Below are 16,148 nucleotides of genomic sequence, written 5' to 3' on the forward strand. Positions count from 1 at the left end.
TCAATAATTTAAAATGATATTAACACAAATCATATATAACATAGATTACAAAAGGACTTTATCACTTGCCATCACTCTCAAAAAATTTAAAAGACACATTTCTAAGTGTAATCTGATTATCAATATTTTATCATCTTTGCCATTTTTTATAATAAGAGCAACAAATAAATTCACTTTGGTGTAGTTAATAGAGTAAATTTTAAGAAATAGTTTTCTTAACCACACTCATAAATTTGGTTCTGATTAATTCTAAACTCTCTTGACTATCAGCCTCAAATCTTAAAACTAAACAAGGAGTTGTATTTGATGCGCGAAGAAGCGCCCAACCATTCTCAAATTCAACTCTTACACCATCTATCGAAATAATATTTGCATCAGAAAATTCTTTTTTACATGATTGTAAAATAGCCTCTACTATTTCAAATTTAGTGTCTTCTGTAACATCCATATTAATCTCTGGAGTAGCTACACTTTGAGGAATTTCTGCAAAGATTTCATCTAAAGTTTTATTAGTTTTAGAAAGGATATTTAAAAGTCTAACGCCAGTATATAAACCATCATCAAACCCTGGCCACCTATCGTTAAAAAATATATGACCACTCATCTCACCTGCTAAATCCACAGGCTCTTGTTTCATCTTTTTCTTAATTAATGCATGGCCAGTTTTATACATAGTCGCCTTACCACCAAGACTTTTAACAAAATTATCTAAGTTTTTGGTAGATTTAACATCATAAAGAATATGAGCTCCTGGCTTATTACTAAGCACATCTTTTGCATAAAGCATAAGTTGTCTATCTGCTGCTATAATATCGCCACTATTAGTAACTAAACCAAGCCTATCACCATCACCATCAAAGGCAAGTCCAACATCTGCTTTTAATTCTTTTACTTTAACTATAAGGTCTTGTAAATTCTTAAGTTTACTTGGGTCTGGATGATGATTAGGAAAATTACCGTCAACTTCACAATACATTTTAATAACATCACAGCCTAGTTTTTCAAATAATTCTGGAGCTATGTTACCTGCTATACCATTACCAGCATCTATAACTACCTTAAGCTTTTTACCAAGAGTCTCTTTCTCTAAAATAAAATCTATATATTCTTGCGAAATATCTTTCTTAATAGATACTCCCTTACCTTGGGAAAAAATATTTTTTCTTATTAAACTCTCTATTTCTAAAATTTCTTCATTCGCTAATGTGTTATCAGCCAAAGTCATCTTTAAACCATTATAATCTGCTGGATTATGACTACCTGTCAGCATAATGCCTGTGCCATTGGTTAACTTTTTAGCAGCAAAATATAAAACTGGGGTTGGTACTGCGCCAATATTAATAACATCGCAACCACTTGCTAATATACCACTTTCTAAAGCAGCTAATAAACTAGGTCCAGATAAACGCCCGTCTCTAGCAATAGCAACTTGGTTTTGGTTTAACTCTTGTGCTTTTGTCCCAAATGCTAAACCTATATTAAAAACGACATCCTCATTAAGATCAGTTGGAACGACACCTCTAATATCATACGCTCTAAATATATATTTAGACATATTTTGCACATTTTTATACATCAAATCTCCCTATAATAAATAATCGATATTATCCTCGTTATCAAAAACCTCTAAAATGGTTTCAAACCCAAGAGAAAAACAAATAACCTTAAAAGTCTCTGCAAGTTTATCACCCAGTAAAAGCTCCTTTAGGTCGCTATTATATATTAGTTGATCCTTTTGTTCTAAGCTTTGAAACAAATTAGTAAATACCTTATCTATACCTGCTCTTTTTAAAAAATTAGCTTGATTCATATAACCGTCTAACTCAAAGCCAACTTCTGTAGCAGCTTCAGCAACTGCTGTAAAGTCAACATGCGAGGTTATATCTTGCAAACCTATATTTATAAATGGATCAAAGTTAACTTGATGCTTATGATAACAAGCTAAAGTTCCCATACTACGTGCTGGTGTATAATATAATTTTCTGTGGTATCCATAGTCGCATAAAAATATAACTGCTTGATCTAAGCAATCTCTTAAAGATTTGATCCATGGACGTATCCAAGTGTTTAATTCACTAATATATCCATCTTCAAAACTTATATTATCAGATAGTATTCTTTGGGCTTCGTATTCAAAAAGAGAATCATTAACTTGCAAATCTACAAATTTAAATTTACTACCATCAAAAGTTACACCCTGTTGGATAAGTTTGTTATCTTTTGCTTTAAAAATATCTACAGGCATAGCATCTAAGACTTCATTAGCAAAAACTATAGCTTTTAATTTTTGCTTTGGAAGTTCTTTTAACCATACAAATTTATCAAAAAGATGAGGGAGGTTTTGTTTAACATACTCTTGTTGCCTAAATCTAAGATCTGCACTTAATTCTACTATATAGTACGACTCTGGAAGAACACCTAGTTTATTTAATTCATCCATACAGTCTATCGCAAACTTACCTGTCCCAGCTCCAAATTCTATAATATTACCTTCTTGTTCAAATTCAGAGAGTATGGTTGCAAACTGATTTGCAAAAGTGCGTGCAAATAAAGATGTTTGTGAAGTTGCTGTGATAAAATCACCACTGCTTGATATCTTATCTCTAGAGCTAGAGTAATATCCATAATTTGGATAATATAAAGCTAGTTGCATATACTCTCTAAAACTGATACTTCCACCCTGAGATTTTATCTTTGCTACAACTCTTTCTTTAATTTCCATCACTAGTGGATATATTCTGTTAAATAAACATATTGTATGGCGAAACTAACTTTTAATCAAAAAATATATGACTTTAATAAAAAAAAATATTAAAATCTTTTTTTAAAATAATTTTTAGTTTAAGAATAATGACAACTATCAACACATATCCTGTAGGTATAACTGGTGGAATAGCTAGCGGAAAGTCTACTGCTACAAAAATTTTAAAACAAAGGCTTAATCTAAATGTGGTTTGTGCTGACACGATAAGCAGAGAAATAACCAAAAAACCTTCTGTAATTAAAAATATAGCTGAAAAGTTTGGTAATGATATAATCATAAACAAACAGATTAATAGAGCCATGCTTAGAGCAATTATTACAGAATCAAAAGAAGCTAAAAAATGGCTCGAAGATTATTTACATCCTGTAATTAATAGGGAAATAAAAAAACAAGTTAATGAATCCCCCACCATTTTAACTATAGTTGATATACCTTTACTTGGTCCATATAACATTCGCCACTATGATTACTTAAAAAAAGTTATAGTAATAAAAGCAGATCTTGAGACAAGAATAAGAAGACTAATGGAACGTGATGGTAAAGACAGACAACAAGCTGTAGCTTTTATAAACTTACAAATATCGGACCAAGAAAGAGAAAAAATAGCAGACTATGTGGTAGATAACACAAATTTAGATGACCTAGGGTTTGAAAATAGACTAATAGAAGTTATAAATGATATAACAAAGCTTGACTAGACAAACCCAAAAGATTATAATAGCCAACAATTATTTAGCACCCATAGCTCAACTGGATAGAGTACTCGGCTACGAACCGAGCGGTTGGAGGTTCGAGTCCTTCTGGGTGCGCCATTAATTTAACGTTGCGGGAATAGCTCAGTGGTAGAGCACAACCTTGCCAAGGTTGGGGTCGCGAGTTCAAGCCTCGTTTCCCGCTCCAAAACTATCTAAACTTTATTCATCTAACTATTTATTTACTAATGCTTAATGTGGTAAAATCTTGTAAAGATTTATAACTTATGGATTTAATTGTTTTTTACAGCTTTTATTTAAGATTCATTTAAACAAAAACTTGAAACTAAACTTAAGTAAGCTATATTTTACGTTAAAACCTTCCTCTAGATTTTAAAGAGCAATAATATGACAAAAAAGATTATTTTAACAGGAATTACGCCATCTGGTTCGCCACATTTAGGCAACTACATAGGTGCCATTAAACCAGCTATTGAGTTATCTCATAATGATGCTTATGAATGTTTATATTTTATTGCTGATCAACATTCTTTAGTCAAATTATGGGATAAAAATCTTAGACAACAATATATCAAAGAAATAGCTTGTACATGGCTAGCTCTTGGACTTGATACAGATAAAACCATCTTTTATCGTCAGTCTGATATCCCTGAGATTATGGAGCTAAACTGGATTATCGCAACAACTACTGCCAAAGGACTACTTAACCGTGCTCATGCATATAAAGCTTTAGTTGACCAAAACCTTCAAGAAGAAAATAGTGATCCTGATAAAGGTATTACTATGGGTTTATTTAACTATCCTGTTCTTATGACTGCGGATATTTTAATGTTTGATGCTGACTTAGTCCCTGTTGGAAAAGATCAGATTCAACATTTAGAAATAGCTAGAGACATAGCAAATCGTTTTAACCATATTTACAAAAGTTCTTGCCTTAAAGCTCCTCAAGCTTTAACAAATGAAGATACACAAACAATTTTAGGTTTAGATGGACGCAAAATGTCAAAAAGCTATGATAATACTATCCCTATTTTTTCAACTGAAAAAAAATTAAGAAAACAGATAATGAAAATTATCACAAACTCACAAACTCCTGAAGAAAAGAAAGATCCTAATAGCTGCACTATATTTGCTATCTACAAAAGCATAGCTAATACAGACGAAATCAAAACTCTTGGGGAGAAATATCTAGCTGGCGGACTTGGCTGGGGTGATGCTAAACAACTTCTGTTTGAAAAAGTAAATCAACATCTTTTATTAGCACGTGAAAAGTATGATTACTTTATAAATAATCCCAATATAGTTGATGAAATACTTGCTAAAGGTGCAGCAAAAGCGCGTCCTTATGCTATAAAAAAACTCAAAGGTATTAAAGACACCATCGGAATATAGTTAATGGCACAAACTAAAAATATTATAATAGCAAACTATAGTATACACTCTTTAGCTCTAATTTGCTGGGCAAAACAAAATTTATCAAGCGAGGTTTTTGTATTATCAGTTGATACTGGTTTTGCATCACATGACTGGAATAGTTACTTAAAGAATGTATTTAGCTGGCTAGAGCAACAAAACATTAACTATTTTCATTTAAAAGCTGAACACTCTTTCTCAGAGCTTGTTAATGCTCGTAAGCAATTTCCTTCTCAACAATTTAGCTGGTGTGCTGGATTTCTAAAAGGAATAACTTTACTAAATAAGATTGATACGCTTGATCCAAATGCTGAAGCTACAATCTTACTTAGCCACCGTAAAAGCTTATCTAAAGTTTCACAACTGTTAAAAAATGTAGATGAAGAAGAAAAGTATGATTATAGAAGACTCGAGTATCCACTTTTAGATAAAACCTTTGAAGATATATCTCAACTAACAAAAGATTTGCCTTTTAAGCCAGCAAACCATAGTCTTGAGTGTCAACCATGCATTCATATGACACAACAAGAGTTTAAAAATATTTCTTCAGAAGATATAAAAAAAGTAATATCATTAGAAAAGCAGATTAATGCTTATATGTTTTTTGGTCAACCTTTTAACAAACTAAAGGCTGAATTTTTAAGTAAAAAGAATATCTTGCAGGAGCTCTCGAAAGCTTGTAGTTGGGAGTATAGCTGTGGTTTATAAGGAATATTGCCTATGAATGAATATTTTTTATTTAGTTTACTAACTGTAGTAGCTGCTATGATGAGCTATATAAATACCAAATTTCTCAAATTGCCAAAAGCTATAGGCTTGACCATCCTTTCAATAACTTTTTCAGCAATTTGTGCATCTTTTTTAAGCACTACTAACTTTCTGGTAGTTGCCTTATCCAGTTTTGATTTCCAAACTACAGTCTTAGATGGGATGCTATCATTTTTACTTTTTGCAAATGCCTTACATTTTAATATGATTGAGCTAAAAAAAGAGTTAAAAGCTATCTTTGGATTAGCTAGTGTTGGACTACTTCTATCTGCATTTACTACTGCTGTTTTAATATATGGCTTTTGTAAACTAGTCGGCTTTGAGCTTAGTTTTGGTTATTGTTTAGTCTTTGGAGCATTAATCTCACCGACAGACCCTATAGCTGTAATTAGCACATTAGCTGGAAATAAAACTATACCAAACTATATAAAAACTCGTGTTGTTGGCGAGTCATTGTTTAATGATGCTACAGGTATCGTTTTATTTGTAATTTTGTCAAATGTGGTTTTTTTTGGTAGTGGTGGAGGATTTGGACAGTATATAGATAATAATGTTGATTATCTTTGGCTTATCACTAAACAGATTTCTATAGAGGCTGGCGGTGGAATTATCCTAGGTTATATTTTTGCAAGAATAGCTTTAGTCTTTTTAAAAACCAATAAAGATGCTGAAACATCTATTTTTGTAACACTAGCTGTTGCAAGTATGGGTTACCTAATAGCACATAGTCTACACGTTTCTGGTCCTATTGCCATGGTCATAGCTGGTCTTTTTATTGGCAATAATTTATCAGATAACAAAAAATCTTGTCCTGACCAAGTTAAGAAGGTAGATAACTTTTGGATGATTATTGATAATATGCTTAACTCTTTTTTATTTATCTTAATAGGACTAGAGTTAACTAGCATAACTTTCAACCGTGTTGCTCTTTGGATTGGCGTAGTTGGTATATTCATAGTCACTTTCGCAAGGTTTATTAGTATTTCAATACCTATTACTGTTATCGATAAGAAACTCACTAGAGCTTCGACAAAAGATAATATACTAGTAGCGTGGTCAGGAGTTAGAGGTGGAATATCTTTGGCATTAGCACTATCGCTTCCTGACGAAGGCCATCTTATCGTTAGCGTGACATATATAGTAGTTATACTTTCTATATTAGCTCAAGGATCAACACTAAAAATTGTGGTAAACATGATCTATCCACCTAAAGCTATCAAACGTGCTGCCAATGATGAAATAGAAATAAGAAAAGCTTAAAAAAAACTCTGTTAAGTTAAAGGTTTATTCATACTTATGAGAATAATAATCAATACCAAGGTGTCTAACTAAAGCTTTATCTATAGCTATTGCATCTGGGGTTGAGTCAGTTGGTCTTCTTGGATTTACTCTATCATTTACCCAAGTATTATTATCCCAAAGACTAGTTGTGTTTATACACTGTTGAACATAATTTGCTACCAAATATCTATTTTGAATTTCCATACACCCTTTGATAAATATATCAACGTATGACTGAATAATTGGAAACTCTTCATTAGGTTTTTGTATCGCTTTTGCATCTCTAGCATATATCCAGTAATCTCCTTGTTGAAGGTTCTTTAATCCTAAAGCTTCTACATCTGTACTAGGCACCTTATAACGGCAATAATCACTTTCTCTTTTATCAGTAGCCTCAACTGCTTTTTCATTTGTTAGATAATACACTGCATTTAATGTGCTACCTGTCGATGGAACTGCTAATAAGAATGTACCCTTAAATGAGCCTGTTGCTCTTAATCCCCAAGTTCTTTTAAAGTTTTTCACTTCTATTGGATAGGCATTTACCGCTTCAGGATTTGTTCTTTGACGTGATTTATCGTTTACTAAACTACCATAACCAATTATAAAATTCTGTTTAGAGCCATCTATAGATGGATGACAAGTGTCTGAAAATCCAGATTTCAAACCACATAAAAAAATCGCTAAACTCAAAAAACTTTTTTTCATATTACTATCTCCCTCATCTAATACATATTAAAGGCTTAAATTAGTCATAAACTCCTTTGTGATAAATGCACCAATTTATGTTGGAATTGGTATAACTTTATTAGAAACTCTAATAATTATTTTCTAATCTAGAATTATTAGCTCCACCTTGGGTGTACATACTCATACCTATAGTTGAAGACATTAAGTTTTGATATTGAAAATTACGGCCATAAAAATCATAATAGTTATCTGTGAACTCCTCAGGAAACGATCCTCGCAAAGTATCTTGATTACTGTAATTATTGCTATAGCTATTATCTCTATAAGATTTATCAGTGTTATCTAAATATGCTTTTTGTGAATAGTTCTTTAATCCAACCGTCTTAACCACAGTAATAGGCTCTGATGAAAGATTTATTTCTTTAGAGCCTTTAAATTTAGTATTAGAAAAAGCAGCCACACCATTTTCTTGACCTTCATAAACATTAGCATACAACATAAATGTTGACATTAACGCAAATATAAAAATCAGTAATACTTTCATTTTCTTATCTCTTTATAAAATTATTACTATTCTTTAATATTGCCAAAGCCTGATCATAATCACAATCATTTAATATCATTACTATAGCTATTTTAACTGACTTGTTTGCTTTTATATAAAATGCTTCTGCTGTAGCATAATCAATGCCAGTAGCTTCACAAATTATTAACTTTGCTCTTTCGACTAACTTTTCATTAGTTGGTTTAACATCTATCATAAGGTTTTGATAAACCTTACCTATAGACACCATGGATAAGGTAGAAATCATATTTAAAATTAATTTTTGAGTTGTTCCAGCTTTTAACCTAGTTGAGCCTGTTAAAATTTCCGGACCTGGTACTGCTTCTATACTATAATTTGCATACTCTGAGATCTTTGCTTTTTTCGTGCAACTAACCGCTACAGTTTCAGCTTTGACTAGCTTTGCATACTCAAGTGCTCCTATAACATAGGGGGTCCTACCACTAGCTGCAATTCCTACAACCATGTCATTTTCACTTAAACCTATTTTCTTTAAATCTTGGTAAGCCAATTGCGGATCATCTTCAGCTCCTTCTTGAGCTTTGATAAAAGCTTTCTCACCACCAGCTATAATTCCGACGATCGTATTATAGTCCACACTAAACGTTGGTGGACACTCAACTGCATCTAAAATACCTAGCCGACCACTTGTACCCGCTCCAACATATATAATCCTACCGTTATTTTTAAGCACTTGAGAGCTTCGGGTAATAACTTGGACTATGTTGTTATGTTGCTCTCTTAAAGCTTCGATAATGTTATACTCCTCATTTATCATCAAAGTTACTGCATCTGAAATAGACATTGTATTTAGATTAAAACTTTTTGGATTTCTCAGCTCAGTATTTATATCCTTTAATATACTCATAATGTTATCTGCTTAACTACTCCTAATGGATAAAAATATTTACTGTCTAAATATACAGGAGCCGGTATAGGTTCTTCTCCAGAACTATCACCTTGATCTTGTTGTTTACTCGGTTGCCTGCTTTTAATATCTATTCTATTATCCTTACTTTTTTCAAATCTATCTTCAATTTCATTTTTGTCTTTTGGCTCAGGCTTATCCCCTAGTTCATCACGTATTTCTTGAACCTTAGCATCTAAAGCTTTAGGTTGTATATAAATCTTATTAATAGTGTTCTTGACAGCCTCTAAATCAGCTAAGATTTGTGGCTCTTCACCGCTTAAATCTATTTCCTGTAAAATCTCTAAGTTTTCGTCCATCTGCATTACTTTTGTTTTAGTAAAAACAAATAAATAACCAAATTTAGCAATAATCTGCTCTACAATATCTTTATTCTGTTCATTGTTATCATCTTTGGATAAGAAAAGTTTAAAAACATCGTCTTCTTCATCTTGCGTTTTGAGTTCCTTTTCTAGACCATTAGTTCCAAAATCTAGGGATATAAAACTACCTAAACCTTTTTTGTACTCATAGCGATGTACTTTATCTGGCTCAAAAGTTACTATAAATAACGAATTGTCTGATTTAGAAATAATAACAGGCTTACCAAAGCTTTCTCCATCTATGTAAGTATCTAGACTTTTACCAACTCTATGATCACCATTATAGTTAAAATCACTTATACCCGTAAGATTTTTACTTTGGTTATTTGGATGAAATATAAAAGCCATTTTTGCATCAAGGTTATTAGCAAAATCCGGTACTAAAAGTTTTACATTTTCTTCTTTAAGGTTAGCTTTTAAATTTAAGCTGTCACCTAGTTTAAGGCTATATTGATTATTAGTAGTTGAATAAGTTGAATAATAAACTTCTAACACTTCTTGATTACCCTTCTTTTGATCAGCTTTTCTTGCTAAAAGTATTTGGGGAGGAGCATCGCTATCCTCAAAATACCATGCTGCATCAAAGATATTTTCTCTAACAAACGATGCTCCTGACGAACCACCTTTTGAATCTCCAGAAATAACTGGCTGCCACTTACCTATCTCATCACCTAATGCTTTTGTATCTGCTTCTAAACCTTCAACATTATCAGCTAGTAAATCTTCAAGAGCAACACTAGTTGTAAAAAGCTTGTTTATATCATACATCAGTAGCACTAACTGCCATTGTCCATTTTCAAGATTCCAACCAACCTTAATTTTATAGTCTGTACCCATACCTTGTGGAATTGGCACACCAATTTTTGCTTTATTTATAAATATATTTATCTGTTTATTTTGTTTTTCAATAAAGCCAATAAAGCCTTTAGGCGCATCTTTTAATCGCCCATCGATTGTTAAACGATAATTTCTTGCTTGATAATCTGTCATCGCAGCAATGTCTATCATTGGTACATTAATAGGCACGTAATCAGTATTATAATTTTTATAAATATTAGCCGATGGAACGTTATAAATAATTTTTTTGGCTAAATCAACTTTTGAACCATCATTATATGCTTTATATGTAGATTTAAAACTACTATATTGCTGCGCTTGGAATAATTCAGCGTTACTATTTTTTGGAAAAAATGTTGAAATATCATCTTCATCTACTGTTATTTTAAAGGTACTATTACCTATTTTAAGCTCACTTGGTTTAGAAAAGTCAATATCATCCTTAGCACTTGCTATATATGTTTCCCCAATTACCTTTTCATTGCTATTTTTTATAATACTTTTGGTAGTAAGTAAACCCATTTTAAAAGAGTATAAAAGCGCGGTAAGCATCACCATAATCACAAAAGAGAATATCAATGCCATAAGTAATACAGATCCTGAATTATTATTACTTTTTATCCTCTTAAACATTAAACTAATCTCTTTATGTGTTTTTTAACAAAAATATCTTACTAAAAATATCATCCGCAACTTTAAAAGATATTCTCAAAGCCGCGACTGAATCGCTTTTAACACTAATAGGCTGTGTTGCTATTTGCTTCCAGTTAAGGTTAGCACTGCCTTGACTAATATCTGCGTTTAAAACATACTCAATCTTTAGGTTACTGACATCATTTATCAACTCATAAATCTCAGAATCATTAGCATTTTGTTTCACATACTCGTACAATGAATAAATTTTATTACCCTGTTTATCTTTTTGACCAGAATCTGCCACAAAAAATATTTCTAAAATATATTTACCAACATAGTCACCCACTTTAAACTTATCCTCAACACGTGAATAAGTTGATACAAAATCACCTGTAACAGCCATAGTCTTTACTAAATCACACTCAAAAACATTACACAAAACCAAATAATCATCCATAGAAATATCTTTTTCTGGTACAACTTCTTTTTGAAACTCGTTTACCTTGAAAATATTATTTGATGAGTTAGTTTTTAAAGTTGAACTTAAGCTGGCACGCTGGATAGCTATATAATCTGTATTTGGTTGAATACAGTTAATACTGTTTTGCTGACTGAAATATTTTTCAGTTTTTACTTTCTCATCACAGGATTCTGGATCTAAACTCAAAATTTCAGGTAGACCTTGAACTTTACTTATAGGGCTTTTTCCTATAGTTAAAATTCCAAATTTCCCGAAGATATCACCAGAACTATCCCCTGAGTTATCCACAAGCTCTTGATACATATCGCCATACTTTGTAGCAAAGCCTGCTTGTGAAATAGCGTTGTAGAAAATCTGTTTCGTTATAAGCTGTTTAGAATTGGTCTGGTGTTTACTATTAAGCTTATTGTATTGATTTTTCATGTCTATATAGACATTTATTGCCATCGCCATAACTATAGCTGCTATAACCATTGAAACCATTAGCTCTGGCAAGGTAAATCCAGCGATTTCTTTACTGTTCTTCGCCATCATTTTGCTTTATTTCTCTTTGTATAATCTTGACTCTATCTGCTACACCAAGCTTATCATCAAATGCAGCTATGTTTACCACCTTATATATAATTTCAACATCATTAGCTTTAGCTTTTTTGGCCTCATAATCAGCTCTTTTAGCCATCTCTTTTATATCTTCTATTCCCAAAATTTTAAATCTATTCACAGGCTTTTCCTGCCCTAAAGACATAGCATTATTGCTTTGCTCTGCTACAACTGTTTTTTTAAATTTAATACCGTCTTTAGTTGCTGAATCATCAAAAACACCTGTTAGTCTATATACACTAACACGATCATCTAAAACACTTGATATCTCATTGCGTCTATTATCTAACGTAATACTTACTAGAACACTATTTAACAGTAAAAAACCTGAAGAAAGAACAAACAGCAAAATTAATGCTGCCAACATTGCTTCGACTATACCAAGGCCTGCTTGTGACTCTTTTTTATACAAAATTTTCCTAACCTAAATCAAAATAAAAATAGATAAGAATTAAGCTTCTTTAAACTTCCCAAAAGACATTAATTTATCATACCTTTGTAAGTTGCGTTCTTCTACTGACATTTGGCATAAATCTTTTAACTCTTTAGTTAATGCATTTTTGATATTTTCAGCTGTAGTTACGAAGTCTCTGTGAGCACCGCCTAACGGTTCAGGGATTACTTCATCAACTATGTTTAACTCTTTCAACCTCCCTGAAGTTATATTCATCATTTGAGTAACTTCAGATGCTTTTTCCGCAGTTTTATGCAGAATTGAAGCACATCCTTCTGGGGAAATAGTAGCAAAATAGCTATATTGAAGCATCAAAAGTTTATCTCCCACACCAATTCCTAGTGCCCCGCCAGAACAACCTTCACCTATCACCGTACAAACTATAGGAACCTTAAGTGCACTCATCTCAAAAAGGTTTCTCGCAATAGCTTCACTCTGGCCACGCTCTTCTGCTTTAATACCTGGATAAGCTCCTGGGGTATCAATAAACGTAACCACAGGCATATTAAACTTTTCAGCTAATTTCATAAGCCTTAAAGCTTTTCGATATCCTTCTGGATGCATCATGCCAAAGTTATGTTTTATTTTGCTTTTTGTGTCACGACCTTTTTCTTGACCTATAACCATAATAGGACGATTATTGAGTTTCGCTAATCCCCCTATAACAGCTAAATCATCACCAAAAGCTCTATCACCATGAAGCTCCTGGAAATCAGTAAAAACTAGGGGTAATAAGTCTTTGAAGTATGGTCTATTTGGATGTCTTGATAACTGTACTACCTGCCAGTCAGTAAGTTTTGAATAAGTCGACTCCATTAATTCTAGTCTTTTTTTGTTTAGTTTTTTTAATTCTGCTTCCGTTTTTTCATCATCAAAAATATGAGAAAGCGAAGTAATTTTATCTTCTATTTCCTTAATTTTTGCCTCAAAATCCAAGTAATTCATCCTAGGTTCCCTACGTGTGCTTACAATTCTTAAAATAAGTTACCAAATATGATAAATTATTTTCGCAAAATAAAAAACAACTATGTATGATTTTGTTAGTTTGCTATGTCATAGATGTATTATATAATCAATGTTTAACTAATCACAATTTTAAGCTAGTTTAGGTATGTCTAATCACACACCGATGATACAGCAGTATCTAAAGATAAAATCACAATACCCAAATATACTACTTTTTTACCGTATGGGGGATTTTTACGAATTATTCTTTGAGGATGCTAAAGAAGCTGCCAATTTACTTGATATAACCTTAACAGCTCGTGGCAAGTCCAGTGGAGAGCCTATTCCAATGGCTGGAGTACCGTATCACGCAGCTGAAGGCTACATTGCTAAAATTATTAAAAAAGGCTTATCTGTGGCCATATGTGAGCAAATAGGTGACCCTGCTACATCAAAAGGTCCTGTTGAGCGTCAAGTTACTCGCATTATCACCCCTGCTACAGTTTCTGAAGAAGCTTTTTTAGATACAAATCAAGACAGTTTACTACTTAGTATTTTTGTTAAAAATGACAAATACTACTTAGCTTATACAAGCTATACTCAAGGAAAGGTTTATTTACTTAAAACTATCAATAATTTACCAGAATTAAAAAATGAGGTGCTTCGACTTTCTCCTAAAGAAATTATAACTAACTGTAATAATCTTGCTGTAGAGAGCTTTTTTAAAGTCCCAATAAAACACCTTGAAGAGTGGTACTACAGTAGTTATCAAGCAAAGAAACAAATCAATAACACTTTGGATATTTCTCTAGCTACAACTGTGTTACAAAATAATAAGAGTGAACAATTGATAGCTATAGGCTCGATATTAGCTTATTTAACAGATATTTTAAAACAATCTCCTAAACATATTACAGATATTAGTTTTGAAAAAGACATCCAGATACTTAAGATAGATGTAAACAGTCGCAATAATCTTGAAATAGATAACAATTCAAAATCTAGTCTAATAAGTATAATTGATAATTGTAAAACTAGTTTAGGTAGTCGTTTAATTAAAAGGTATTTTAAAAATCCAATCAAGAACCTTGATAAAATAGCAATTCGTCATAATGTAATCAACGCATTAAAAGATAAACAAAGTTTTTTGAAGATCCAAGAGACTCTTAGATACATTAGTGACATAGAAAGAATAATTTCACGAGTTGCTTTAAATACAGTTAAACCAAAAGATTTGGTTTCATTACAAAGTACTTTAGAAGAAATACCTAAACTGAAAAAATTATTAGAAGAAATATCTTCTCAAGATATAAACAATATAAACCAAAATATTTACCAGCTTGATGATCTAGCAGAGCTTCTTAAAAAAGCTATTATAGAAAATCCTCCAGCAACCATCCGTGATGGTGGAGTTATTAAAGAAGGTTTTGATCCTGAGCTTGATGAGTTAAAAGGCATTAAAGATAATTCTTACGATTTTTTACTAAAATTTGAACAACTCCAAAAACAAAAAACTGGGATTAGCAATCTCAAAGTTGGTTATAATCGTGTCCATGGCTACTATATTGAGCTTTCCAAACAATATGCTGATAAAGTTCCTCTTGAATACGTAAGACGACAAACTCTTAAAACAAGTGAACGTTATATAACTGATGAACTTAAAGACTTTGAAAACAAAATCTTATCGTCTAAAGAAAAAGCTTTAGCTAGAGAAAAGCTAATCTACGAAAATTTATTACAACAAGTGCTTAAATATTATAGCCAAATCCAAAAATCAGCAGAAAGCATTGCCAAAATAGATGTTCTAGCTAATTTTGCAGAACGCGCAGTCAAGCTTAATCTAGTTCAACCAAGCTTTAATAGTTCTGAAAAACTTAAGCTTAAGGATGTTCGTCACCTTGCTATAGAGCAAAATATAGATGAGCCGTTTATACCTAATGATACTTTTCTAGGCAAAGATACTCATACTTTAGAAATTATAACAGGTCCAAATATGGGTGGTAAATCAACTTACATGCGTCAAGTGGCTCAGTTGATTTTTCTAGCACATATTGGTTCATTTGTACCAGCAAGTTCTGCAGATATTTGTGATATAGATACCATTTATACTAGAATCGGTGCTTCTGATGATATATCAAGTGGTAGATCAACTTTTATGGTTGAAATGACAGAAACTGCTTATATCCTTAATAATGCCACTGATAAGTCTTTAGTAATTATGGATGAGATAGGTAGAGGTACTAGCACGTTTGATGGCTTATCATTAGCAGAAGCTTGCGCTGAAAAGTTTGCTAAAATAGGAGCATTCACACTATTTGCTACACACTATTTTGAGCTTACAGAATTGGTTAATAAATATACTAATATTAAAAATATTCATTTTGAAGCTAAAGAGTACAAAGACAATATTTACTTTATGCATAAAGCTATAGCAGGTGCTGCTAAAAAGTCTTATGGAATCCAAGTTGCAAAACTAGCTGGTATACCAACCGATGTTTTAGAATCAGCAACTAAAAACCTCCAAAAGCTAGAAAATAAAAGCACTTTAATCGATACTCAACCAACTCAACAAGCTACTTTAGAATTATTTTCACCACAAGAAAGCTTGTTACAAGCAAAATTGAGTAAACTTGAGGTTAATAGTATCACTCCTCTAGAAGCTTTAAATATTTTATTTGAATTAAAAAAACTCTCTTATTTATAGAAAAACT

General features: G+C 32.0%; 14 protein-coding genes and 2 tRNA genes. 7 read left to right on the plus strand and 9 right to left on the minus strand.

Translation table 11 applies throughout. The features are described 5' to 3' along the window. Positions 1–199 precede the first annotated feature (199 nt). Both E4K63_RS06645 and E4K63_RS06650 read right to left on the minus strand, forming a co-directional pair. Complete coding sequence (locus E4K63_RS06645) at positions 200–1,576, minus strand: phosphomannomutase/phosphoglucomutase (protein WP_133942039.1); 1,377 nt, start codon at positions 1,574–1,576, stop codon at positions 200–202. 9 nt (positions 1,577–1,585) lie between these two features. Further along, complete coding sequence (locus tag E4K63_RS06650) at positions 1,586–2,722, minus strand: class I SAM-dependent methyltransferase (RefSeq protein ID WP_133942046.1); 1,137 nt, start codon at positions 2,720–2,722, stop codon at positions 1,586–1,588. Positions 2,723–2,850: 128 nt separating this feature from the next. On the opposite strand from E4K63_RS06650, the gene coaE reads away from it, so the two are divergent. The 6 genes from coaE to E4K63_RS06680 all read left to right on the plus strand — a co-directional run bounded on the left by coaE (position 2,851) and on the right by E4K63_RS06680 (position 6,918). Next, positions 2,851–3,462 (plus strand): dephospho-CoA kinase, encoded by a 612-nt coding sequence (gene coaE, locus E4K63_RS06655; RefSeq protein WP_133942038.1) that lies wholly within the window; start codon positions 2,851–2,853, stop codon positions 3,460–3,462. Positions 3,463–3,499: 37 nt separating this feature from the next. Beyond that, positions 3,500–3,576: transfer RNA gene (locus tag E4K63_RS06660), tRNA-Arg, on the plus strand. A 13-nt stretch (positions 3,577–3,589) separates the two neighbouring features. Beyond that, positions 3,590–3,664 (plus strand) — tRNA-Gly (locus tag E4K63_RS06665). A gap of 200 nt (positions 3,665–3,864) precedes the next feature. Next, positions 3,865–4,869, plus strand: a complete 1,005-nt coding sequence (gene trpS / locus E4K63_RS06670; RefSeq protein ID WP_133942037.1) for a tryptophan--tRNA ligase — start codon at positions 3,865–3,867, stop codon at positions 4,867–4,869. A 3-nt stretch (positions 4,870–4,872) separates the two neighbouring features. Next, positions 4,873–5,598, plus strand: a complete 726-nt coding sequence (locus E4K63_RS06675; RefSeq protein WP_133942036.1) for a hypothetical protein — start codon at positions 4,873–4,875, stop codon at positions 5,596–5,598. Positions 5,599–5,610: 12 nt separating this feature from the next. Further along, entirely contained in the window at positions 5,611–6,918 is a 1,308-nt protein-coding gene (locus tag E4K63_RS06680; protein ID WP_133942035.1) for a cation:proton antiporter, read from the plus strand. A 24-nt stretch (positions 6,919–6,942) separates the two neighbouring features. Here E4K63_RS06680 and E4K63_RS06685 read toward each other — a convergent pair whose 3' ends face one another. The 7 genes from E4K63_RS06685 to E4K63_RS06715 all read right to left on the minus strand — a co-directional run bounded on the left by E4K63_RS06685 (position 6,943) and on the right by E4K63_RS06715 (position 13,437). Then, positions 6,943–7,647, minus strand: coding sequence for a gamma-glutamylcyclotransferase (locus E4K63_RS06685; RefSeq protein ID WP_133942034.1), 705 nt, complete (start codon positions 7,645–7,647; stop codon positions 6,943–6,945). 109 nt (positions 7,648–7,756) lie between these two features. Further along, positions 7,757–8,173, minus strand: coding sequence for a hypothetical protein (locus tag E4K63_RS06690; protein ID WP_133942033.1), 417 nt, complete (start codon positions 8,171–8,173; stop codon positions 7,757–7,759). 4 nt (positions 8,174–8,177) lie between these two features. Beyond that, positions 8,178–9,062 (minus strand): N-acetylmuramic acid 6-phosphate etherase, encoded by an 885-nt coding sequence (gene murQ / locus E4K63_RS06695; RefSeq protein ID WP_133942032.1) that lies wholly within the window; start codon positions 9,060–9,062, stop codon positions 8,178–8,180. Beyond that, the gene (locus E4K63_RS06700) at positions 9,059–10,954 is read right to left on the minus strand and encodes a hypothetical protein (protein ID WP_133942031.1); all 1,896 of its coding nucleotides are present in this window, start codon (positions 10,952–10,954) and stop codon (positions 9,059–9,061) included. The genes murQ and E4K63_RS06700 overlap by 4 nt, the downstream gene beginning before the upstream one ends. A 13-nt stretch (positions 10,955–10,967) precedes the next feature. Then, positions 10,968–11,972 (minus strand): PilW family protein, encoded by a 1,005-nt coding sequence (locus tag E4K63_RS06705; protein WP_133942030.1) that lies wholly within the window; start codon positions 11,970–11,972, stop codon positions 10,968–10,970. Continuing rightward, entirely contained in the window at positions 11,953–12,405 is a 453-nt protein-coding gene (locus E4K63_RS06710; protein ID WP_133942045.1) for a pilus assembly protein, read from the minus strand. The genes E4K63_RS06705 and E4K63_RS06710 overlap by 20 nt, the downstream gene beginning before the upstream one ends. 84 nt (positions 12,406–12,489) lie before the next feature. Beyond that, positions 12,490–13,437, minus strand: a complete 948-nt coding sequence (locus E4K63_RS06715; protein WP_133942029.1) for an acetyl-CoA carboxylase carboxyltransferase subunit alpha — start codon at positions 13,435–13,437, stop codon at positions 12,490–12,492. Between the two features lie 166 nt (positions 13,438–13,603). Here E4K63_RS06715 and mutS point away from each other — a divergent pair, with 166 nt between their 5' ends. Further along, entirely contained in the window at positions 13,604–16,141 is a 2,538-nt protein-coding gene (mutS, locus tag E4K63_RS06720; protein ID WP_133942028.1) for a DNA mismatch repair protein MutS, read from the plus strand. Positions 16,142–16,148 lie beyond the last annotated feature (7 nt).

The sequence above is a fragment of the Allofrancisella inopinata genome (assembly GCF_012222965.1).
In the GTDB taxonomy this organism is placed as follows: domain Bacteria; phylum Pseudomonadota; class Gammaproteobacteria; order Francisellales; family Francisellaceae; genus Francisella; species Francisella inopinata.